General features: G+C 63.3%; 14 protein-coding genes. 8 read left to right on the top strand and 6 right to left on the bottom strand.

Going from position 1 to position 21,959, the window contains the following annotated elements; all coding sequences use genetic code 11:
* The first annotated feature begins 171 nt into the window (after positions 1 to 171).
* A complete protein-coding gene (locus tag QQZ18_RS07645) occupies positions 172 to 1,365 on the top strand; it encodes a urate hydroxylase PuuD (RefSeq protein ID WP_284539718.1) in 1,194 nt (397 codons plus the stop codon).
* Between the two features lie 16 nt (positions 1,366 to 1,381).
* Here QQZ18_RS07645 and QQZ18_RS07640 read toward each other — a convergent pair whose 3' ends face one another.
* The gene (locus QQZ18_RS07640; RefSeq protein WP_284539715.1) at positions 1,382 to 2,281 is read right to left on the bottom strand and encodes an AraC family transcriptional regulator; all 900 of its coding nucleotides are present in this window, start codon (positions 2,279 to 2,281) and stop codon (positions 1,382 to 1,384) included.
* A gap of 199 nt (positions 2,282 to 2,480) precedes the next feature.
* Here QQZ18_RS07640 and melA (QQZ18_RS07635) point away from each other — a divergent pair, with 199 nt between their 5' ends.
* The 7 genes from melA (QQZ18_RS07635) (at position 2,481) to QQZ18_RS07605 (ending at position 14,369) form a co-directional block, all read left to right on the top strand.
* Positions 2,481 to 3,941, top strand: coding sequence for an alpha-glucosidase/alpha-galactosidase (melA, locus tag QQZ18_RS07635; RefSeq protein ID WP_284539713.1), 1,461 nt, complete (start codon positions 2,481 to 2,483; stop codon positions 3,939 to 3,941).
* A 226-nt stretch (positions 3,942 to 4,167) separates the two neighbouring features.
* Entirely contained in the window at positions 4,168 to 6,234 is a 2,067-nt protein-coding gene (locus QQZ18_RS07630; protein WP_284539711.1) for an ABC transporter substrate-binding protein, read from the top strand.
* Positions 6,235 to 6,552: 318 nt separating this feature from the next.
* Positions 6,553 to 7,563, top strand: a complete 1,011-nt coding sequence (locus tag QQZ18_RS07625) for an ABC transporter permease (protein ID WP_284539709.1) — start codon at positions 6,553 to 6,555, stop codon at positions 7,561 to 7,563.
* Complete coding sequence (locus tag QQZ18_RS07620) at positions 7,563 to 8,690, top strand: ABC transporter permease (RefSeq protein WP_284539707.1); 1,128 nt, start codon at positions 7,563 to 7,565, stop codon at positions 8,688 to 8,690. Before QQZ18_RS07625 ends, QQZ18_RS07620 begins: the two co-directional genes overlap by 1 nt.
* A gap of 11 nt (positions 8,691 to 8,701) precedes the next feature.
* On the top strand, positions 8,702 to 10,366 hold the full coding sequence (locus QQZ18_RS07615; protein WP_284539705.1) for an ABC transporter ATP-binding protein: 1,665 nt from the start codon (positions 8,702 to 8,704) through the stop codon (positions 10,364 to 10,366).
* Between the two features lie 177 nt (positions 10,367 to 10,543).
* A complete protein-coding gene (melA, locus tag QQZ18_RS07610; protein ID WP_284539703.1) occupies positions 10,544 to 11,899 on the top strand; it encodes an alpha-glucosidase/alpha-galactosidase in 1,356 nt (451 codons plus the stop codon).
* 397 nt (positions 11,900 to 12,296) lie between these two features.
* A complete protein-coding gene (locus tag QQZ18_RS07605) occupies positions 12,297 to 14,369 on the top strand; it encodes an elongation factor G (protein ID WP_284539701.1) in 2,073 nt (690 codons plus the stop codon).
* Between the two features lie 73 nt (positions 14,370 to 14,442).
* On the opposite strand, the gene pflA is transcribed toward QQZ18_RS07605, so the two are convergent.
* From pflA to gap, 5 genes are all read right to left on the bottom strand, one after another.
* On the bottom strand, positions 14,443 to 15,270 hold the full coding sequence (pflA, locus tag QQZ18_RS07600) for a pyruvate formate-lyase-activating protein (RefSeq protein ID WP_284539699.1): 828 nt from the start codon (positions 15,268 to 15,270) through the stop codon (positions 14,443 to 14,445).
* A complete protein-coding gene (gene pflB / locus QQZ18_RS07595; RefSeq protein WP_284539697.1) occupies positions 15,254 to 17,536 on the bottom strand; it encodes a formate C-acetyltransferase in 2,283 nt (760 codons plus the stop codon). Before pflB ends, pflA begins: the two co-directional genes overlap by 17 nt.
* Positions 17,537 to 18,099: 563 nt before the next feature.
* Positions 18,100 to 19,011 carry a formate/nitrite transporter family protein gene (locus QQZ18_RS07590; RefSeq protein ID WP_284539695.1) on the bottom strand — a complete coding sequence of 304 codons (912 nt, stop codon included), beginning with the start codon at positions 19,009 to 19,011 and terminating at the stop codon, positions 18,100 to 18,102.
* Positions 19,012 to 19,245: 234 nt separating this feature from the next.
* Positions 19,246 to 20,709 carry a pyruvate kinase gene (pyk, locus tag QQZ18_RS07585; RefSeq protein WP_284539692.1) on the bottom strand — a complete coding sequence of 488 codons (1,464 nt, stop codon included), beginning with the start codon at positions 20,707 to 20,709 and terminating at the stop codon, positions 19,246 to 19,248.
* Positions 20,710 to 20,941: 232 nt separating this feature from the next.
* Positions 20,942 to 21,952: a type I glyceraldehyde-3-phosphate dehydrogenase gene (gap, locus tag QQZ18_RS07580; RefSeq protein ID WP_284539690.1), complete on the bottom strand. Its 1,011-nt coding sequence runs from the start codon at positions 21,950 to 21,952 to the stop codon at positions 20,942 to 20,944.
* Positions 21,953 to 21,959: the final 7 nt, after the last annotated feature.

The raw sequence follows: 21,959 nt of genomic DNA, 5'->3' as shown, positions 1-21,959 counted from the left end.
GCCTCTCTGTTTTGTGGAGGGCCGCCAACCTGCCGGAAATATTGGCATTTCAGTTCGCCTGCCGACTTGCGCAAGCCCGCTTGTCGGAGCTAGATTACGGCTAAATGCGTATGGATGCGCCATGCCTAGATGCTAGGCCGGCGAAGTCCGCAACGAGGCGCCGGGCCCTACATGCTGAGCTTCGCCATTGAGTGGCTTCATATTCTGGTTCGCTGGTTCCATCTCGTGGTCGGCATCGGATGGATCGGCACCAGTTTCTTCTTCATTGCTCTCGACCTCAGCCTGCGCAAGCGGGCGAAGATGAACCCCGGCGTCTACGGCACGGCCTGGCTCGTGCATGGGGGTGGTTTCTATAACGTCGAGAAATACGCGGTGGCGCCCGAAGAGCTGCCGGAAGATCTCGTCTGGTACAGGTGGGAGGCCTACCTCACCTTCGTCTCCGGCTTTCTGCTCCTGACGACGGTCTACTATTTCAACGCCCGGGCCTATCTGATCGATCCCTCCGTGGCCGATCTCGCGCCATGGCAGGCGATCGTCATTTCGGTGCTGTCGCTGCTGGTTGGCTGGCTGGCCTATGACGGCCTCATGAAGCACACGACCAACGATCATCCCGGCCTTGTCGTCTTCTGCGTCTTCCTGATGATCGTCGGCTTCGCCGCGCTGTTCAGCAACGTATTCTCAGGGCGTGGCGCCTTCATCCACGTCGGCGCTCTGGTCGGTACCATGATGGCGGCCAACGTGTTCCGGGTGATCATCCCCAACCAGAAGAAGATCGCCGCCGCGTTGATGGCGGGCGAGAGGCCGGACCCGGCGCTGGGATTGCAGGGACGGCAACGTTCGATACACAACAACTACCTGACGCTGCCGGTGCTGCTGATGATGGTGTCCAACCATTATCCGCTGCTCACCGGCCATCCGCACGGCTGGCTTCTGGTGGCGCTGATTCTCGTCATCGGCGGCACGGTGCGACACCTTCTCAACCGCCACGAGGCAGGCGATCCATTCCGGAAATACTGGTGGGCCCTGCCCGGGGCGGCCGTCGCCCTCGCTCTGGCCGTCATCGCCACGGCGCCTTTGCCGCGCTCCGCCAGTGTGGCGGATGCCTCGGCCGTCACCGATGCCGACGTGCTTCGCCTCACCGCAACGCACTGCGTGATGTGCCATTCCGCCAAGCCAACCCATGAGGGATTCACCGAGCCGCCAAAGGGCCTCGTCTTCACCGATGTCGATCACATTCGCCGCTACGCGCCGCTCATCAAGATGCAGGCGGTCGATTCGGAAGTCATGCCGCTCGGCAACGAAACGGGCATGACGCGCGAGGAGCGCGACGCGCTGGGGGGCTGGATCGCTGCCAACGGCGGCTGACGGCCGGCGAATCGGCTTACCTGTCCGTGCCGATGGTTTGCGTGGCGTACATGCCGGTGGTGCGGAACTCGGTTGGGCTGGCCCCGAAGAAGCGGCGGAACACCTTCGAGAAGTAGTTGGGGTCGGAGAATCCGGTCAGGGTCGCGACTTCCTTCACCGAGATCTCCGTATTGACGGCCAGTAGCTTGGCAGCGCGGCGCATTCGTTCGGCGAGGACGTATTCCGATGGTGGCCGCCCCTCGGTGGCGGTGAAGACGCGGCTGAAATGAGCGCGGCTGAGGCCTGCGACGCCGGCCAGCTCATCGACCGACAAGTCGCTCTGCAGATTGTTGAGGATGTGCCGGATCACCGGCGCCATCGGGCTTGCCTGGGTTGCGTCCGAATAGGTGCCGGCGAAGACGTCGTCGTAAAGCGCCATGGCGGCGCGGTAGGCTAGGGCCGATGCGGCGCCCGGCGTTTCGCCTTCGCCTTCCATCATCCGGAGGCAGCAGTCGGCCAGCGTCTCCACCGTGCGCGGCTTCAGGTGAAGCACGGGCCCGGTTACGGCCATGACCGATCTGTGCAGTCTCAGCGCCTCCTCGCCGTTCATGGAAATCCAGAAGAATTCCCAGCGTCCGCCGTCCTCCAGCCAGTAGCGATGGTTATGCGGCACGAGCACCAGCATCGCCTCGCCCTCGCCGATGCGATAGTGCTTGTCCTCGTAGCGCAAATTTCCATGCCCCGAAATTGTGTGCTGGAGAACCGTGAATGGCGTCTGCCCGCGTTTGCGTCCGTCCCAGGAATATTCCTTTGAAGTTTGAATATCATAGCCGGTACTGGTCGGCATCGTGTGGAGCAGATTGCGCCCCCGCGGCAATGACATTGTCGTCATTCCCGGGCCGTTTTGTCGCAGTTTGTCGAGCACGGAATTACCCATCGAAGCACAATCCTCGTCTGGCCTTAGCAGCCATATTACGTCTTAATGCAGCCAACAAGAAGAACGGAACGGACGGACCCAGGGACTTCCCCCAGGACAAGATATGAGGCGCAACACGACAGTGTCTGTTGTGCAGCGGCATTGTATTGTCTGGAAGTATCCTTTCCCCGATCGATTTAGGCGAGTGAACGAGGACAGCATGGCAGCCTTCAAAGTTGCGATCATCGGCGCTGGAAGCGTCGGCTTCACCAAGAAGCTCTTTACCGACATTCTGTGCGTACCGGAGTTTGCCGATGTCGAGTTCGCGCTGACCGACATTTCCGAGCACAATCTGACGATGATCGCGACGATCCTGAGAAAGATCGTCGAAGTCAACAAGCTCCCGGCCAAGGTTACCGCGACCACCGACCGCCGCAAGGCTCTCGAAGGGGCGCGCTATGTGATTTCCTGCGTCCGCGTCGGCGGTCTCGACGCCTATCAGGACGATATCCGCATTCCCCTCAAGTACGGTGTCGACCAGTGCGTCGGCGACACGATCTGCGCCGGCGGCATCCTCTACGGGCAGCGCAATATCCCGGCGATCCTCGATTTCTGCAAGGATATCCGCGAAGTTGCCGAGCCCGGCGCCAAGTTCTTGAATTACGCCAACCCCATGGCCATGAACACCTGGGCGGCCATCGAATATGGCAAGGTCGACACCATTGGCCTTTGTCATGGCGTGCAACATGGCGGCGAGCAGATCGCCGACATCTTCGGCGTCGGTCACGACGAGGTGGACTACATCTGCTCGGGCATCAACCATCAGACCTGGTACGTCGACGTCCGCGTCCGTGGCCGCAAGGTGTCCAAGGACGAGATCGTCGCCGCCTTCGAGGCGCATCCCGTCTTCTCCAAGCAGGAGAAGGTCCGCATCGACGTGCTGAAGCGCTTCGGCGTCTACTCCACTGAAAGTAACGGCCATCTGTCCGAGTACCTGCCGTGGTACCGCAAGCGGCCCGGCGAGATCATGAACTGGATCGACATGTCCGACTGGATTCATGGCGAGACGGGCGGCTATCTGCGTTTCACCACCGAACAGCGCAACTGGTTCGAGACGGAGTTCCCCGAGTTCCTGAAGGAAGCCGAGGAAAAGATCGATCCGAAGCGGCGTTCGAGCGAGCACGCCAGCCACATCATCGAAGCTCTGGAAACCGGCCGGATCTATCGCGGTCACTTCAATCAGAAGAACCGCGGCGTCATCACCAACCTGCCGGACGATTGCATCATCGAGTCGCCGGGCTTTGTCGATCGCTTCGGCATCAACATGGTGGCCGGCATCACGTTGCCGGAAGCCTGTGCGGCGACCTGCCTGTCGTCGATCAATGTGCAGCGCATGTCGGTCCATGCGGCGGTGACGGGCGACGTCGATCTGTTGAAGCTCGCCGTGCTGCACGATCCGCTGGTCGGCGCCATCTGCACGCCTGACGAAGTATGGGCGATGGTGGACGAAATGCTGGTCGCCCAGGCGCGCTGGTTGCCGCAATATGCCCATGCCATCGACGCGGCCAAGGAGAGGGTCGCCAAGTCGACCGTCAAGACCCGCGACTGGCAGGGAGCGGCCCGTCGCGAGGCGCGCGGCATCGACGAAATTCGCGAAGAGAAGGCGCGCACCAAGGTCTGAGCGACCGCACGCCTTCAACAATTGTCCGGCGTGGGCAACCGCGCCGGACGCGGCAGGCACCATGGGCCGCCGCATTGGGGAAGCCGACCAGCCATATGAGGAAGCCGGTCGGCTTGGGAAGAGAAGCGGGGGGATGCGTTCCGACGCTGCCCATCGCATTGGTCGTCCGCCGGCTTCCGCCGGTGGCCGGTTTTCCGAGGGAGGACATGACGGAATGACTTATCGGATGAAATTCACGTCGGCTTTGATGCTCGGCGCGTCGTTCTTTGCGACGGCCGCGTTTGCATCTGAGCTGACTGCCGTGCCGCAGGCACCGGTATTCCAGGGGCAAGGCAAGGTCAACTACGTCGGGCGCAGCGACCTCTACGAGTACAAGGCTCTGCCGTCCTATAGTGAGCCCGAGTACATCACCAAGAACTTCGTCGACAAGGGACGCCTTCCGCCGGTCAAGGACCGTCTGCCGAAAGAGCCGCTCGTCTTCAAGACAAGCAACATGCCCGACGGCATCGGTGTCTACGGCGATGCGCTTCGCCATGTCATTGGCGGTCGTCCCGAGGGCTGGAACTACCAGGCCGGACAGGTGCAGGGCTGGGGTGGTATCGACATCGGCATGTACGAGTGTCTGACGCGTACCGCGCAGCTGTTCCAGATCAAGGCCGAGGACATGGAGCCGCTTCCGAACCTCGCCAAGAGCTGGGAGTGGTCCGAAGACGGTCACAAGCTGACCATGCACCTCATCGAGGGTGCCAAGTGGTCGGATGGCGTGCCCTTCACCTCCGAAGACGTCATGTTCTACTGGGAGGACAACGTCCTCGATCCGAACGTTTCGCCGACCAACGGCGCCACGGCCGAAACCTTCGGCGCGGGCACGACGCTGAAGGCGATCGACGACTACACGATCGAGTGGACGTTCAAGGACGCCTTCCCCAAGCAGTACCTTTACAACATGGCCTACGGCACATTTTGCCCCGGCCCCGCTCACATGCTGAAGCCGCAGCATCCCAAGTATTCCAAGAATACCTATGAGCAGTACAAGAACGCCTTCCCGCCGGATTTCCTGAATTGGCCGGTGATGGGTGCGTGGTCGCCGGTTCTTTACCGTCCGGATGACATCATCGTCCTGCGTCGCAATCCCTACTACTGGAAGGTCGACGAGAAGGGCAATCAGCTGCCGTATCTCGACGAAGTCCACTTCAAGCTGTCGACCTGGGCGGACCGCGACGTGCAGGCCGTGGCCGGCTCCGGCGACATCTCCAACCTCGAGCAGCCCGAGAACTTCGTCGAGTCGCTCAAGCGCGCCGCCCAGCCTACCGCTCCGGCTCGCCTCGAGTTCGGCCCGCGTCTCATCGGCTACAACCTCTACATGAACTTCTCGGCCAACGGCTGGGGTGGTCCGGATGAACGTGGCCAGGCAGTGCGCGATCTGAACCGCAACGAGCACTTCCGCAAGGCCGTGACCATGGGTCTCGACCGGCAGAAGCTCGGCGAGGCGCTGGTGAAGGGGCCGTTCACGGCCATCTATCCGGGCGGCATCTCGTCAGGTTCGAGCTTCTATGACCGCGAGAGCACCTTCTACTATCCCTTCGATCTCGACGGGGCCAAGAAGGAGCTTGAGGCTGCCGGTCTCAAGGACACCGACGGCAACGGCGTCGTGAACTACACGGACGGCCCGATGAAGGGCAAGGACGTCGAGATCACGCTGCTGGTCAGCGCCGACTACTCCACCGACAAGAACCTCGCCGAAGGCGTGATCGGTCAGATGGAGAAGCTCGGTCTGCGCGTCGTCCTGAACGCCCTCGACGGCAAGCAGCGCGACAACGCCAACTACGGCGGCAAGTTCGACTGGACGATCAACCGGCATGGTCCGGAACTGACGGCCGTCGTGCAGAACACCGAGCAACTCGCGCCTGTCGGCCCGAAGACCTCGTGGTTCCATCGCGCCCCGGAAAGCGGACAGCTTGATCTGATGCCCTTCGAGCAGCAGCTCGTCGACATCGTCAACAAGTTCATCGCCACCCAGGACGTGACCGAACGCGCCAACCTGATGAAAGAGTACAACAAGGTCGCGACGACCAACGTGAACAGCGTCGGCCTGACCGAGTACCCCGGTGCTCTGATCATCAACAAGCGCTTTGCCAACGTTCCCCCGGGAACCCCGATCTTCATGTTCAACTGGGCTGAAGACACGGTTCTCCGTGAACGCCTCTACGTCCCCGCCGACAAGCAGGGCGACTACGAGCTGGCCAAGGACTCCCTGCCCGGTAAGCCGGGTGAGAAGGGCCCCGCCGAGTAATCTTCCCACTCGAACGGTCCGAGCATTCGCCGACCAGATGAATATCTGGTCGGCACCAAGAGAGTGCTTCAGAGTCCTTGGCTGAGCAGCCGATTGTCGATTGGGTCAACCCGATCGGCGGATGCTGCAGCGTCCCGGCGGTGCCCCCCGCCGCCGGGACACTTCTTCCGAGACCTCCGCAGAATTGTCCGGGAGTCCGAGGGAGCCTAAGATCTCCAGCCATCACCGGCCGCCGGCCGATGGCGATCCAAGCCAGCCCGTTTTGCGAGAGACGGGTCCTTCAAAATCCATGACAAAGAGTCAGGAAGTCTCAGATCCATGTTCCGCTTCTTGCTCATCCGCATCGCCTCGGCGATCCCGGTTCTCTTCATCCTGAGCGTGGTCACGTTCGCCATCATCCAGGCCCCTCCCGGCGACTACAGCGACTTCATCCGATCGCAGCTGATCAACCAGGGTGGCGCCTCCTTCGAGGAAGCCGACGCGCAGGCCAAGGCCTACGCCGTCGCCCACGGCCTCGATAAGCCGATCCCGGTCCAGTACGTCAACTGGATCGTCGGCATGGTCACGGAAGGCGATTTCGGCCGCAGCTTCTTCTACAATCGCCCCGTGGCCGATGTCGTGGCCGAGCGCTTGCCCCGAACGCTGTTGCTGGCGCTGACGTGCCATCTGTTGGCCTCCGTCATAGGCATATCCTTCGGCATCATCGCGGCGACCAAGCAGTATTCCTGGATCGACAGTCTCCTGTCGTTCATATCCTTCCTCGGGATGACGGTTCCACGATTCCTGATGGCGCTGGTTATCGTCTACATCATGGTGTTCCATTTCAACGTCAATGAGATCAACAGCTTCTTCTCGCCGAGATACGGCGGCGCGCCTTGGTCATGGGGCAAGTTCGTCAATCTCGTGCAGCATGTCTGGCCGGTTGTGGCGATAGCCACCTTTGGCGGCCTCGCCTACAACATGCGGGTGATGCGCGGTAACCTGCTCGACACGCTCAACGCCCAGTATGTCGAGACGGCGAGGGCCAAGGGCCTATCGGAAGGCGCCGTGATCCTGCGCCACGCCGTGCCCAATGCGCTGCATCCCCTCGTCATGTACCAGGGCGTGGTGCTGCCCTACATGCTGACCGGCGAGATCGAAACCGCCATCATCTTCGCCCTTCCCACCGTCGGGCCGGCCATTGTCGGATCGATGGCCGTTGGCGACGTCTACGTCACGGCCACCTTCATGCTCGTGCTTTCCGCCACCTTGATCATCGGCAACATCATCGCCGATATCCTGCTCGCCCTTCTCGACCCCCGCATCCGCCTTGGTGGAGGAGCCAACTGATGCTTGTTCCTGGCGAAACCACCCTGAACGGCACCGGCGAAATCGTCGAGAAGCACGGCAGCGAAAGTTATGTCGCCCTGGTCTGGCGGCGCCTCAAGCGCTCCTGGACCGGCATGGCCGGCCTTGTCATGGTCATCCTGCTGGTGTTCATCGCCTTGTTCGCCGACTTTTTGTCGCCGGTCGATCCGAAGTTCACAGACGTCGGCTACTCGCAACCGGAGACCATCTCCTTCACCGACAAGGACGGCGGTTGGGCGTTCGCACCCCGCATCTATCCGATGGTCGAGGGAGCCGAGCTCGACCCGATCACCTACCAGCCGCTGATCGGACCCGACTATGACAATCCGCGCTACCTCGGCTTCTTCGTCAAGGGTGCGCCATATCGGCTGTTGTGGCTGATCCCGGCGGAGCGGCATCTGTTCGGCGCCGTGGACGGCAAGGCGGTCCATTTCCTCGGCACCGACAAGTTCGGCCGCGACGTGCTGTCGCGCGCCCTCTATGGCTCGCGCATATCGCTGATGATCGCGCTCACCGTGGTGTCGATCATCACCGTGGTCGGCACGACGGTCGGCATGGTTTCCGGTTATTTCGGCGGCCGTTTCGACATCTGGGTCCAGCGCTTCGTCGAACTGGTCCTGGCCTTTCCGCAGTTGCCGCTCTATCTCGCGCTCACTTCGCTGATTCCGGTGACGGCGCCCACCTCAGTGTTCCTCGCCTTCGTCATCTTCGTGATGTCGGCCCTCGGCTGGGCACAGCTCTCGCGTGAGGTGCGAGGCAAGACGCTGGCACTCGCCCGTATCGACTACGTCCGTGCGGCCATGGCCATCGGTGCCCGTGACCGGCGCATCATCTTCCAGCACATCTTCCCCAACGTGATGAGCCACGTCATCGTTGCCGTCACGTTGGCCATCCCCAACGTGGTGCTGCTGGAGAGCTTCCTCGGATTCCTCGGCTTTGCCGTGAAACCGCCGCTGATCTCCTGGGGTCTGATGCTTCAGGATACCTCCAACTACTCGGCCATCGGCTCGTATCCCTGGATACTTGCCCCCGTGGCCTTCGTCTTCGCAACCGTCTTCGCCTTCAACGCACTTGGCGACGGTCTGCGCGACGCCATCGATCCCTATTGAGGAAGCCGACCATGGACAGAGACGAAAACCTCGCTCCGGACGTTCGGCTCGATCATGACAGCCGCAAAGGGGAGCCCATTGTCGACTGCCGGAACGTCGCCGTCCGCTTCAAGGTGGAGGACGGTGAGGTGGAAGCGGTTCGCGGCGTGTCGATGCAGCTTTATCGCGGCGAGACCATCGCCGTGGTGGGAGAAAGCGGGTCGGGCAAGTCGGTGACTGCTCGTACCATCATGGGGCTTCTTTCGAAGCGTGCCAGGGTGGCGGCGGACTCCACGATCTGCCTGGATGGCGACGATATCCTGAAATGGTCGGCGCACCGGCGGCGCATGCTTCGCGGCAATCGGCTTTCCATGATTTTCCAGGAGCCGCTGTCCTCGCTGAATCCGGTCTACTCGATCGGCACGCAGATCGTGGAGGCCATTCGCATCCATCAGAAGCTGTCGAAGTCCAAGGCGCGCGCAAAGGCGATCGACCTTCTGCGAGAGGTGCACATTCCCGATCCGGAATCGCGGATCAACCAGTATCCGCACCAGCTGTCCGGTGGTCAGCGCCAGCGCGTGATGATCGCCATGGCGCTTGCCAACAACCCGGACATACTCATCGCCGACGAGCCGACCACGGCGCTCGACGTGACGGTGCAGGCGCAGATCCTTCAGCTCATCCGCGACCTGCAGCAGCGCCATGGCATGGCGGTGATCCTGATCACCCACGATCTCACCGTGGTGCGCAAGTTCTCCGACTACGTCTACGTTATGCAGAAGGGCGAGGTGAAGGAGCACAACACCACCGAGGCGCTGTTCGGCAATCCCCGCCATCCCTACACCCGTCATCTCCTTGGGTCGGAGCCGCGCGGTCATGCCAACCCGCTGCCGGCGGAGTCGCCGGTGATACTCGAGGGCAAGGACGTCCGCGTCGCCTTCATGCTGAAGAAGGGCGGCTTCTTCAATGCCGAGTTCCACGAGTTGGTCGCCGTCGACAATCTTAGCCTGACGCTGCGCCGTCACGAAACCCTTGGCATCGTCGGCGAGAGCGGCTCCGGCAAGACCACCTTCGGCCAGGCGCTGATCCGTCTGTCCGATCCGGACGGCGGCGAGATCTATTTCGATGGCAAGCCCATCCACGGCAAGAACCGGGAGGAGCTGAGGCCGCTCAGGTCGCGCATGCAGGTGGTGTTCCAGGATCCGTTCTCCTCGCTCAACCCGCGCATGTCGGTGTGCCAGATCATCGAGGAAGGCCTGATCGTCAACGGCATTGGCGCCAACCACGCCGAGCGTCTCGACCGGGTTCGCGAGGCCCTGAAGGCGGCCGGACTGCCGACCAACATCCTGTCGCGCTTTCCGCACGAGTTCTCGGGCGGCCAGAGGCAGCGCATCGCCATCGCCCGCGCCATCGCGCTCGAGCCGGAGTTCATCCTGCTCGATGAGCCGACGTCGGCGCTGGATCTGTCGGTGCAGGCCCAGATCATCGACCTGTTGCGCAAGCTGCAGGACGAGCGCGGGCTCAGCTATCTCTTCATTTCCCACGACCTCAAGGTCGTGCGGGCGCTCTGTCACCGCGTGATCGTCATGCAGCACGGACGGATCGTCGAGGAGGGGCCGGTCGAGGAGGTCCTGTTCAAGCCGAAGACCGCCTACACCGAAAAACTGGTGAAGGCGGCCTTCGAGGTGGCCGCATAGGCGGCGAGATTCCGGGCTCCGCTTTGCTCTCCCTATGGAGAGCACGACGGAGCCCGACCGGGGCGAGCCGTTGAGAGCGGTGGGCTCCCGAACGAGAAAACATCCAACCTGTCCCCGATGGCGGACCGGCAACGCCGGTTCGTGCGGGAAATCTGTTTGCCTGGAGGAAAGTGAAAAATGGTGGCCAATCCCAAGATCACCTTCATCGGTGCCGGTTCGACGGTGTTCATGAAGAACATCCTCGGCGACGTGCTGCACCGGCCGGCGCTCAAGGGCGCGACCATCGCCCTGATGGATGTCAACGAGAAGCGTCTCGCGGAAAGCGAAATGGTCGTCGGCCGTCTCGTCAAGCTGCTCGATGCGCCGGCAAAGGTCGAAACCTACAAGGACCGTCGCAAGGCGCTCGAAGGGGCTGATTTCGTCGTCGTCGCCTTCCAGATCGGCGGCTACAAGCCGGCCACGGTCACCGACTTCGAAGTGCCGAAGAAGTACGGCCTGCGCCAGACCATCGCCGACACGCTGGGTGTCGGCGGCATCATGCGCGGCGTGCGCACCGTGCCGCACCTCTGGGCGATCTGCGCCGACATGATGGAGGTCTGCCCGAACGCCGTGCTGCTCCAGTACGTCAATCCCATGGCGATCAACACCTGGGCGATTTCAGCCAAGTATCCGAAGATCCGTCAGGTCGGCCTCTGCCATTCGGTGCAGGGTACCGCCGAGGAGCTGGCGCGCGACCTGGATATTCCGATTTCGGAGATCCGCTACCGGGCGGCCGGCATCAACCACATGGCCTTCTACCTGAAGTTCGAGCATCGGCAGGCGGACGGCAGCTACCGCAACCTCTATCCCGATCTGGTGCGCGGCTACCGCGAGGGCCGCTATCCCAAGCCGTCGACCTGGAATCCGCGCTGCCCCAACAAGGTGCGCTACGAGATGCTGACGCGGCTCGGCTATTTCGTCACGGAAAGCTCCGAGCATTTCGCCGAGTATACGCCGTGGTTCATCAAGGAGGGCCGCGACGACCTGATCGAGAAGTTCGGCATCCCGCTCGACGAATACCCCAAGCGCTGCGTCGAGCAGATCGCCCGCTGGGAGAAGGATCTCGAGGCACTGAAGGCTTCCGACACCGTCGAGGTGAAAGAGAGCCACGAGTATGCCTCCCAGATCATCAACTCCGTCTGGACAGGCGAACCGTCGGTGATCTACGGCAACGTCCGCAACAACGGTTGCATCACTTCGCTGCCCGATTACTGCGCGGCCGAAGTGCCTTGTCTCGTCGATGCCTCGGGCATTCAGCCGACCTATGTCGGCGATCTGCCGCCGCAGCTCACGGCATTGATCCGCACCAACGTCAACGTCCAGGAACTGACGGTGGCGGCGCTGATGACCGAGAACCGCGAGCATCTCTACCACGCGGCCATGATGGATCCGCATACGGCCGCCGAGCTCGATCTCGATCAGATCTGGTCGCTGGTCGACGACCTCTGCCGCGCTCATGGCGACATGTTGCCTCTGTGGGCTCGTCTCGGCTGAGATCGGCCTGACGATCGGGGGCGGAAATCGCCCGCTCCCGAACCTCTTCCCGTCGCTCGCCCCAGTTCCTCCCGGAGCGGCGACGGCTCCAGCGACGCGGGATGCCGGCATCGTGGGATCGGCGTCCCGCGTCTTTTTTCTGCTCCGTCATCTCCTCCACCGATGTTTCCACACTGAGCCACGCGCCGTCCGGCAGCGCCTTCATCCCTTAGTCGGGTTCCGAGCCGCCTGCCGCTTGCCCGTATTGCCAACCCTTGAAAACAGGCACATTCTTGCCCTGTCGGTCGTCGGAGGAGGGATGACCGGCCCGAGAGTGAACGGTCCGCAGTCCCGGGAAACGGGGGGCTGCGGAATTGGATAGGCGAGAACATAACGGAAACATATCTGGAGGTCAGCCATGTCAGGACATACCGGAACAACCGCCGACGGCAGAGCAGCCGGCCCCCGTTGCGTTGCCATCGTGGGGCCTCACGGCAGCGGCAAGACGACGCTTCTCGAGGCGATCCTCGAGCGCACGGGGGCGATTCCGAAGGCCGGGAACGTGGCGGCGGGCAGCAGCGTTGGCGACCGCTCCAGGGAGGCTCGCGCCCATGGCATGGGCATAGACCTCAATGCCGCCGACGCCGAGTTCCTGGGCGACCGCTATACCTTCCTCGACTGCCCGGGATTTGTCGAATTCGCGTTTGAGATGCAGCCGGTCCTCGCCGTCGCCGATGTGGCGATAGTGGTCTGCGAGGCAGATGAGAAGAAGATTCCGGCCCTGCAACTCGTGCTCCGCCAGCTCGAAGTCGCAGGCGTTCCGCACGCGCTGTTCATCAACAAGATCGACAAGGCCGACGCGACGCTGCGCGACACACTGAAGCTGATGCAGTCGGCGTCGGCGACACCCCTGGTGCTGCGCCAGATTCCGATCTGGAAGGATGGCACCGCCATCGGCACCATCGAGCTGGCCCTTGAGCGGGCGCTGGTCTATCGCGAGCACGCGGAGAGCCAGGAAGTCCCCATTCCCTCCGATCATCAGGCCGACGAGCTAGCCGCCCGCTACGAGATGCTGGAGCGCCTCGCCGACTACGATGACGATCTGATGGAGGAGCTGCTGTCCGATGTCGCGCCCAACCGCGACCAGATATTCCAGGATATGCGCAAGGAAATGCGGTCCGGCCAGATCACGCCGGTGTTCATTGGCTCGGCCGAGCGCGGCAACGGTATCACCCGGCTTTTGAAGGCCTTGCGCCACGATGCCGCCGGCATCGAAGACACGCGCAACCGTCTGGGACTTGCCGCCGGCGCCGAGGCTATCGTTCAGGTCGCCAAGACCGTACAGACCTCTCATGCCGGCAAGCTCTCCATCGTCCGCGTCCTGTCCGGCAAGCTGACCGACGGTTTGGCACTGACCGCCGCCGACGGGGCCGTTGGCCGTGTGTCGGGGCTCTATGCACTGGGTACCGGAACGCCGACCAAACTGGCGGAGGCCGGTGCCGGCGCGGTGGTTGGAATCGGCAAGGTCGATCCCGCCGAGACCGGCTTGACGCTCTCCTCCGGCAAGACGCCGCCGAAAGAGCTGGCGCCACTCGTCCCGCCGCCGCCGGTACTTTCCATGGTGGTGGCGCCGAAGGAAGCCAAGGACGACGTCAAGCTGTCGACGGCGTTGAGCCGCCTTGCCGAGGAAGACCCGTCTCTTGTGGTTGTCCAGGACGCCGATACGGCGGAAACGCGCATCGAGGGGCAGGGGGAAATGCACCTTCGCGTGCAGCTCGAACGCCTGCAAAACCGGTTCGGCGTCGCAGTGGTGACGCGCGACCCCATCATTCCCTATCGCGAGACCATCAAGTCGGCGACCACGGTGCGCGGTCGTCACAAGAAGCAGTCGGGCGGCCACGGCCAGTTCGGCGACTGCGTGCTGACCATCGAGCCGCAGGAACGCGGCAAGGGCTTCGCCTTCGCCGAAGTGGTCACCGGCGGCGCCGTGCCGAAGAACTTCTTCCCCGCCATCGAGGAGGGGGTCGTCGACAGTCTGAAGCGCGGTGCGCTCGGCTTCCCGCTGGTCGACATCAAGGTGACGCTGTCGGACGGTTCGTTCCACCCCGTGGACAGTTCCGACATGGCCTTCAAGACCGCGGCCGGCATCGGCATGCGCGAAGGCTTGCCGCAGTGCTCGCCGGTGCTGCTGGAGCCGATCCTCAAGGTGAAGTTCTACGGGCCGAGCGAGTTCACGGCTCGCATCAACCAGATCGTCACCGGCCGGCGCGGCCAGCTCCTCGGCTTCGACGGGCGCGATGGCTGGCAGGGCTGGGACGTGACGGAAGCGCTGATCCCGCAGGCCGAAATGGGCATGCTGATCGTCGAACTCAGATCCGCGACGGCCGGCGTCGGCACCTTTGAGGCGACGTTCGACCATCTGCAGGAGATCACCGGGCCGGTGGCGCAGAAGGTGGTCGACAAGCGCAAGGCCGAACTCGCCGCCGCGTGAGCCAGCATCGGGTTCTGTAACGAAACGGGGGCGCCAAGGCGCCCCCGAAGTCTTTGAGCCGGACGAGCTTGTCTCAACCGGCCTTCAGGCCGTGGGCACGAAAGATCGAGCGGACCTCTTCGACCAGCTCGCGCGACGGCGGCTCGGTCTCGGCAAGCTTGTACTCGCGGCCGCATTCCTTCCACTTGAACTCGCCAAGCTTGTGGAAGGGCAACACGTCGACGCGTTCGACGACGCCGAGCTCCTGAGCGAAAGCCGCCAGTGCCTCGATCTCGTCCAGCTTGTCGGTCAGGCCCGGCACCAGCACGTAGCGCAACCAGATCTTCTTGCCCTTGGCAGAAAGCCGGCGGGCAAAATCGAGCGTCGGCTGCAGCTGGGCGCCGGTCACCTCGAAGTAGGTTTCCTCGGTGAAGGCCTTGATGTCGAGCAGCACGAGGTCGATGTCTTCGAGCATCTCGTCGGAGACGCGCTTGCCCAGGAAACCCGAGGTGTCGAGCGCGGTATGCAAGCCCATCGCCTTGGCGGCGTGGAAGATTTCGGCCGTGAACTCCACCTGCGTCAGCGGCTCGCCGCCCGTGATGGTGATACCGCCCTTGGCGCGCTTCAGGAAGTTTGAATAGCTGGCCATCTCGGCAACGATCTCGTTGACCGAGGTCTCCTTGCCCTTGCGCATGTGCCAGGTGTCGGGGTTGTGGCAGTAGAGGCAGCGGAGCGGGCAACCGGAGACGAACAGCACGTAGCGGATGCCGGGGCCGTCCACGGCGCCGCCGGCTTCCTTCGAATGAACGAAGCCGTGGGCGACCGGCCGGCGGGCTGGGTGGACATGCCCGCCGTCGGCGTGGACTCCCGGGGCGCCGCCATGGGCGTCCCGGAGGTCGAGGAGGTTAGTTTGATGCGCCATGGAAGGTCCGGCTGATGACATCAAGCTGCTGCTCGCGCGTCAGCTTGATGAAGTTCACCGCGTAGCCCGACACGCGGATGGTCAGCTGCGGATAGAGCTCGGGATGCTCCATGGCATCGACCAGCGTCTCGCGGTCGAACACGTTGACGTTGATGTGGTGGCCGCCCTGCAGGAAGTAGCCGCTGAGCAGGCTGTCGAGGTTATTCACCCGATCCTCTGCGGTCGAGCCGAGAGCCGACGGCACGATCGAGAAGGTGTAGCTGATGCCGTCCTGCGCGTGGGCGTAGGGCAGCTTGGCAACCGAGGCCATGGAGGCGACGGCACCGTTCTTGTCGCGGCCGTGCATCGGGTTGGCACCCGGCGCGAAGGGCTGGCCGGCCTTGCGGCCGTCGGGGGTGTTGCCCGTCTTCTTGCCGTAGACGACGTTGGAGGTGATCGTCAGGATCGACTGCGTCGGCATGGCGTTACGATAGGTCTTGTGCTTGCGGATGCAGCCCATGAACGTTTCGGTAAGCCAGACGGCGATGTCGTCGACACGGTCGTCGTTGTTGCCGAAGGCGGGATAGTCGCCCTCGATCTCGAAGTCGGTGGCAAGGCCACGCTCGTCGCGGATGATCTTGACCTTGGCGTACTTGATGGCGCTGAGGCTGTCGGCGGCGACCGACAGGCCGGCGATGCCGCAAGCCATGGTCCTCAGGATGTCGCGGTCGTGCAGCGCCATCTCGATCCGCTCGTACATGTACTTGTCATGCATGTAGTGGATGGAGTTGAGCGCGTTGACGTAGACGCGGGCAAGCCACTCCATCATCGGAAGGAGCTTGGCCTTGACGTCCTCGAACTCGAGGTAGTCGCCGACGACGGGGGCGAAAGTGGGGCCGACCTGAGCACCGCTCTTCTCGTCGCGGCCGCCGTTGATCGCGTAGAGCAGCGTCTTGGCGAGGTTGGCGCGAGCGCCGAAGAACTGCATCTGCTTGCCGATGCGCATGGCGGAGACGCAGCAGGCGATGCCGTAGTCGTCGCCCCAGTAGGGACGCATCAGGTCGTCGTTCTCATACTGGATCGACGAGGTCCTGATGGAGGTCTCGGCGCAGAAGTCGCGGAAGCCCTTCGGCAGATGCTCGGACCACAGCACGGTCAGGTTCGGCTCGGGGGCCGGGCCCAACGTGTTCAGCGTGTTCAGCATGCGGAAGGACGACTTGGTCACCAGCGGACGGCCGTCGATGGCCATGCCACCGATGGATTCGGTCACCCAGGTCGGATCGCCGGAGAACAGCTGGTCGTATTCCGGCGTCCTCAGGAAGCGGACGATGCGGAGCTTCATGACGAAGTGGTCGAACAACTCCTGCGCCTCGGCTTCGTTGAGTTCGCCCTCGACGATGTCGCGCTGGATGTAGATGTCGAGGAAGCTGGAGACGCGGCCGAGCGACATGGCGGCGCCGTTGGCTTCCTTCACCGCGGCGAGGTAGGCGAGATAGGTCCACTGCACCGCCTCGCGGCCGTTGACGGCCGGGCGGGTCAGGTCGAAGCCGTAGATCTCGCCGAGCTTGACGAGTTCCTTCAGCGCCTTGATCTGCTCGGCGGTCTCCTCGCGGGCACGCAGCACCTCCTCGTCGATGGTGGCGAGTTCGAAGCTCTTGAGCTGGGTCTGCTTGTCCTCGATCAGGCGATTGACGCCGTAGAGGGCGACGCGGCGATAGTCGCCGATGATGCGGCCACGGCCGTAGGCATCCGGCAGGCCGGTGATGACGCCGGACTTGCGGCAGGCCAGCATCTCGGGGGTGTAGACGTCGAAGACCGCGTCATTGTGCGTCTTGCGGAGCTTGGGGAACACCTTGTCGAGGGAAGCGTCGGCCTTGAAGCCGTAGGCCTCCAGGCCGTTCTTGACCATGCGATAGCCGCCGAAGGGCATGATGGCGCGCTTGAGCGGCGCATCGGTCTGCAGGCCGACGATCTGCTCGAGATCTTCGGCGATGTAGCCGGCCTTGTGCGAGGTGATGGAGGAGGGGGTGGAAACGTCGACGTCCAGCACGCCGCCCTTGTCGCGCTCGGCCTTGAGATGGGCCTTCAGCCTCTCCCAGAGATCGGCGGTGCGGGGCGTGATGCCGGCGAGGAAGCTGGCGTCGCCCTCGAAGGGGGTCACGTTGGCGATGATGAAGCTGCGAACGTCGATCTCACGCGTCCAGCTTCCGGGAAGAAAGCCGCGCCAGGGGTCCTGGGCGGAGAGCTCCGTATCGGTATCGAACGGTTCGCGCGCATAGACGTTCATGGCTTTCTCTCCAGTTTTATCACCAGCTCGATGGCCGGAAAGTTATGCGTCCGAGAACGTATAACATAAATCACTTACGTAGTCCTGCGAAATCAGGGATGATCTGCAAGCGCTTCGCACCCTTCATGTAATATATGAATGCAAAGGTTAAGTAAGTAATCCTGCGCTATTGCCTGGGTTCCAAGCCCGCCTTGCAACGGTGTCCGGTCAGCCCGCCATGATATGCATACGCCTGTTGGTTGCAGTCCGCCGAGGATGGTTCGGCACGGCGCTCAAGGCCCGCAAAAGCGGATAGAAAATTGAAACCTTTTAGAAATTGGCCAAATAGTGCTACTTTTGAAAACATGAAGAGAAACAGCCGATTTTGAGATCGGGAGAATGCCTCGCATTCCCATCCCGGCTGTCCTCGGCTTGTCTCAAGGGGATCTGTGGGCTGCAACCATAAAGAGAGGGGCCTCGAAGGGCCCCTCATGATCGTGTCGGTCCGTCTGTCTCAGCCATGCAGGCTTGCGGAGCAGCGTTGCACGACATGCAGCGCCGAGCGGGCGAACAATTCCAATTGGTTATCCGTTTCGGGCGGATCTGCCCTGCGCTTTGCGCGGCTCTGTGGCGGACAGAGGCGTCAGGCCACCGAGTGCCTTGCGATAGACCAGCCAATAGATGCCGCCGACGAACGCACCGCCACCGACGATATTGCCGAGCGTGGCGGGGATGATGTTGTGGACGATGGCCGTGAGGGTCAGCACCGACACGTCGACACCCTCGGGCGCATGGCCTGTCTGTACCAGAATCCAGGCGTAGGGTAGGATGAACATGTTGGCGACGCAGTGCTCGAAGCCGGCGGCGATGAAGGCCGTGACCGGCAGCACCATGCCGAACAGCTTGTCGGTTACCGACCTGCCGGCGTAGCTGAGCCAGACGGCGAGGCAGACCAGGATGTTGCAGAGCACGCCCTTGAAGAAGATGGTCACGGCATCCGGCGCCACCTTGCCGACGGCCAGCTTGATCATGCCATTGCCGAAGCCGTCGTTGTTGAGCGCCGCCGTGTGCGCCATGTAGACGAGGAAGACGAGGCCGAGCGCCCCCACGAGATTGCCGAGCCAGATGATCGCCCAGTTGCGCAGGACCTCGCGCGTGGCGAGCTGGCGATTGGCCCAGGCCATGACGATCAGGCAGTTGCCGGTGAACAGCTCGGCTCCTCCGATCATCACCAGCGCCAGGCCAAGGGTGAAGACGAGGCCGCCGAGAAGGCGCTGGGCGGCGAAGCCAAGCGTCGGGTCGGCCAGCACGATGCCGAAGAACAAAGCGCCGAGGCCGATCGATCCACCGGCCACCACGGCCAATGCCGCGCTGGCCAATGCCGGCATGCGAGCCTTCTTGATGCCGAGCTTCTCGACCTTGTCCTGGATTTCGGCTGGAGCATAGGCATCGAGGCCGAGGATGGTGTTGGCCTGTCCGGGCGCGTTGTCCGCCATTGAAGTATCTCCAGTTCAACTTATTCGGCGCCAGCGATACCGGCTGGCGTGCAAATGTAAAGAGGAGAGAATTACGCAGGTTTCTTCTGCTGATGACGCTGCGATCGTCCGTGCGCTGCTGGATCGCGCCCCGCTGACGATAAGGCGCGCACTCGGTACCTGCTCGCACTGCGCAAAACGGCGCCGAAAGCATCCGGCGCCGTGCTCATTGGTCCAGGTGGCATTTGCCCTGGCTCAGAAGGACGCCTCGCCGACGGTGACGATGCGCAAAAGATTGGTCGACCCCGGCACGCCTTCGCCGGCGGTCACCACCAGCGTGTCGCCGAAGGTGGCGATGCCGAGTTCGCGGGCCAGCGCGACGCCGCTGTTCACCTTGTCCTGGAAGCGGCGGAACAACTGGCTCGGGATCACCAGCACGCCGTAGGCGAGCATCAGCTTGCGCGTCTTGATGAGGTTCGGCGTCACGCAGAGCACCGGCACGCCCGGCCTCTCGCGTGTGACGCGCAGCGTGGTCGAACCCGTGGCGGTAAAGGTGATGATCGCCTTGGCGTCGAGCGCGCCGGCGATCTGCTTGGCGGCGTGAGTGATGGCGTCGGACGAGGTTTCCGGGCCGAAGGGCAGACGCTGCGCCTCGATGATCTGGCGGTAGAGCGGGTCATGCTCGACGCGCTGGGCGATGCTGTCCATGATGGAGACGGCGGCGACCGGATATGCGCCGGCGGCCGTCTCGGCCGAGAGCATCACCGCGTCGGCGCCGTCGAACACGGCAGTGGCGACGTCGGACGCCTCGGCTCGGGTCGGCGCGGGATTGGTGACCATCGACTCCAGCATCTGCGTGGCGACGATCACCGGCTTGCCGGCCTGGCGCGCCTCGCGGATGATGCGCTTCTGCAGCGTCGGCACGTCCTCCGGGCGCATCTCGACGCCGAGATCGCCGCGGGCAACCATGACGCCGTCGGCGAGATCGATGATGGCGTTCAGGGTGTCGATGGCCTGGGGTTTCTCGATCTTGGCCAGCAGGGCCGCCCGATCTCCGATCAGGTTCCTTGCCTCGACAAGGTCTTCCGGTCGCTGGACGAAGGAAAGCGCCACCCAATCCACGCCGAGATCGAGCGCGAAGGCGAGATCGGCCCGGTCCTTGGGCGTCAGCGCCGACAGCGGCAGCACGACGTCCGGCACGTTGACGCCCTTGCGGTTGGACAGCGCGCGACCGCTGACCACCGTGGTGATGGCATGGTCGTCGGCGCAGCTCACCACATGCAGACGGACGCGGCCGTCGTCGAGCAGTATGTCGGTGTCCGGCTTGAGGGCGGCGAAGATTTCCGGATGGGGCAGGCCGACGCGATTGGCGTCGCCGGGCTCGGTCGACAGGTCGAGACGGAAGGTCTGCCCTTCGACAAGGTCGACCGGGCCTTCGGCAAAGGTGGAGATGCGCAGCTTCGGCCCCTGGAGATCGGCCATCACCGCGATCGGTCGACCGGTTTCGGTCTCGACCTGCCGAAGCATGTCGAAGCGGGCGCGATGTTCCTCATGGGCGCCGTGGCTGAAGTTGAGCCGGAACACATCGGCGCCGGCCGCCACCAGGTCGCGGATCACGTCGATGGTCCCGGAGGCGGGACCGAGCGTGGCGACCACTTTGGTCTGGCGCTGGCGGATCTTGGGGTTGCTGCCCGTTCGAGAGGTTGCCGGCGCGCTCATGTCTGCTCCTTGACGTCTGTCGACCGTGAATCGTCTGGCCGGACGATCCCCTTCGGTTTGGCCCTTAAGGGAAAGTCCTCGCCAGCGTTGCCTTCGTATACACGCAAGGGTGCTTCGAGGGGAAGCGCCGCTTCCGTCGTGCCGTCGCAAGGCAGCCTTGCGGCCATACGCGGAAAGAAAAAAGACCCCGCCTTTGCGGGCGGGGTCCGGGATGCCGGGAAATCCGGTTGTCTCAGAGGGTCTTGGCGATGGCGACGGCGGTGTCGGCCATGCGGTTCGAGAAGCCCCACTCGTTGTCGTACCAGGAAAGGATACGGACGAGGGTGCCGTTCATGACCTTGGTCTGGTCGAGGTGGAAGATCGACGAATGCGGGTCGTGGTTGAAGTCCGACGACACGTTCGGCTGATCGGTGTAGCCGAGGACGCCCTTCAGCGGGCCGGAGGTCGCGGCGGCCTTGATGGCCTCGTTGATCTCGGCGACCGAGGTGGCGCGCTTGGCATTGAAGACCAGGTCGACGACCGACACGTTGGGGGTCGGCACGCGGATGGCGACGCCGTCGAGCTTGCCCTTGAGTTCCGGCAGCACCAGGCCGACGGCCTTGGCGGCGCCGGTGGAGGTCGGGATCATGGACAGGGCAGCGGCGCGGGCGCGGTAGAGGTCCTTGTGCAGCGTGTCGAGCGTCGGCTGGTCGCCCGTGTAGCTGTGGATCGTCGTCATGAAGCCGGTGTCGATGCCGATGACGTCGTTCAGAACCTTGGCGACCGGCGACAGGCAGTTGGTCGTGCACGAGGCGTTCGACAGGACGATGTGGTCCTTGGTGATCTTGTCGTGGTTGACGCCGTAGACGACGGTCAGGTCGGCGCCGTCGGCCGGGGCCGAGACCAGAACGCGCTTGGCGCCGGCCGTCAGATGCATCGACGCCTTGTCCTTGGCGGTGAAGATGCCGGTGCACTCAAGCGCCACGTCAACGCCCAGCTCGCCCCACGGCAGCGTGGTCGGGTCCTTGATGGCGGTGACCTTGATCTTGCCGGTGCCGACGTCGATCCAGTCGGCGCCAGTCGTCACTTCATGCGGGAAGCGGCCGTGAACGCTGTCGAAGCGGATCAGGTGGGCGTTGGTCTCGACCGGACCCAGGTCGTTGATGCCGACGACCTCGATGTCCTTGCGGCCGGACTCGACGATCGCGCGCAGAACGTTACGACCGATACGACCAAAGCCGTTGATGGCGACCTTTACTGCCATGTTCATC

Source organism: Pleomorphomonas sp. T1.2MG-36 (genome assembly GCF_950100655.1).
Lineage (GTDB): Bacteria > Pseudomonadota > Alphaproteobacteria > Rhizobiales > Pleomorphomonadaceae > Pleomorphomonas.
The sequence above is the reverse complement of the archived record's forward strand: the minus strand, read 5'-3'. Positions and strand labels throughout refer to the sequence as shown.

Bases quoted from the DNA above. Each gene is read 5' to 3' on its own strand.
- QQZ18_RS07645 (WP_284539718.1), top strand. From the start codon at position 172: ATGCTGAGCTTCGCCATTGAGTGGCTTCATATTCTGGTTCGCTGGTTC.
- QQZ18_RS07640 (WP_284539715.1), bottom strand. From the start codon at position 2,281: ATGGGTAATTCCGTGCTCGACAAACTGCGACAAAACGGCCCGGGAATG.
- melA (WP_284539713.1), top strand. From the start codon at position 2,481: ATGGCAGCCTTCAAAGTTGCGATCATCGGCGCTGGAAGCGTCGGCTTC.
- QQZ18_RS07630 (WP_284539711.1), top strand. From the start codon at position 4,168: ATGAAATTCACGTCGGCTTTGATGCTCGGCGCGTCGTTCTTTGCGACG.
- QQZ18_RS07625 (WP_284539709.1), top strand. From the start codon at position 6,553: ATGTTCCGCTTCTTGCTCATCCGCATCGCCTCGGCGATCCCGGTTCTC.
- QQZ18_RS07620 (WP_284539707.1), top strand. From the start codon at position 7,563: ATGCTTGTTCCTGGCGAAACCACCCTGAACGGCACCGGCGAAATCGTC.
- QQZ18_RS07615 (WP_284539705.1), top strand. From the start codon at position 8,702: ATGGACAGAGACGAAAACCTCGCTCCGGACGTTCGGCTCGATCATGAC.
- melA (WP_284539703.1), top strand. From the start codon at position 10,544: ATGGTGGCCAATCCCAAGATCACCTTCATCGGTGCCGGTTCGACGGTG.
- QQZ18_RS07605 (WP_284539701.1), top strand. From the start codon at position 12,297: ATGTCAGGACATACCGGAACAACCGCCGACGGCAGAGCAGCCGGCCCC.
- pflA (WP_284539699.1), bottom strand. From the start codon at position 15,270: ATGGCGCATCAAACTAACCTCCTCGACCTCCGGGACGCCCATGGCGGC.
- pflB (WP_284539697.1), bottom strand. From the start codon at position 17,536: ATGAACGTCTATGCGCGCGAACCGTTCGATACCGATACGGAGCTCTCC.
- QQZ18_RS07590 (WP_284539695.1), bottom strand. From the start codon at position 19,011: ATGGCGGACAACGCGCCCGGACAGGCCAACACCATCCTCGGCCTCGAT.
- pyk (WP_284539692.1), bottom strand. From the start codon at position 20,709: ATGAGCGCGCCGGCAACCTCTCGAACGGGCAGCAACCCCAAGATCCGC.
- gap (WP_284539690.1), bottom strand. From the start codon at position 21,952: ATGGCAGTAAAGGTCGCCATCAACGGCTTTGGTCGTATCGGTCGTAAC.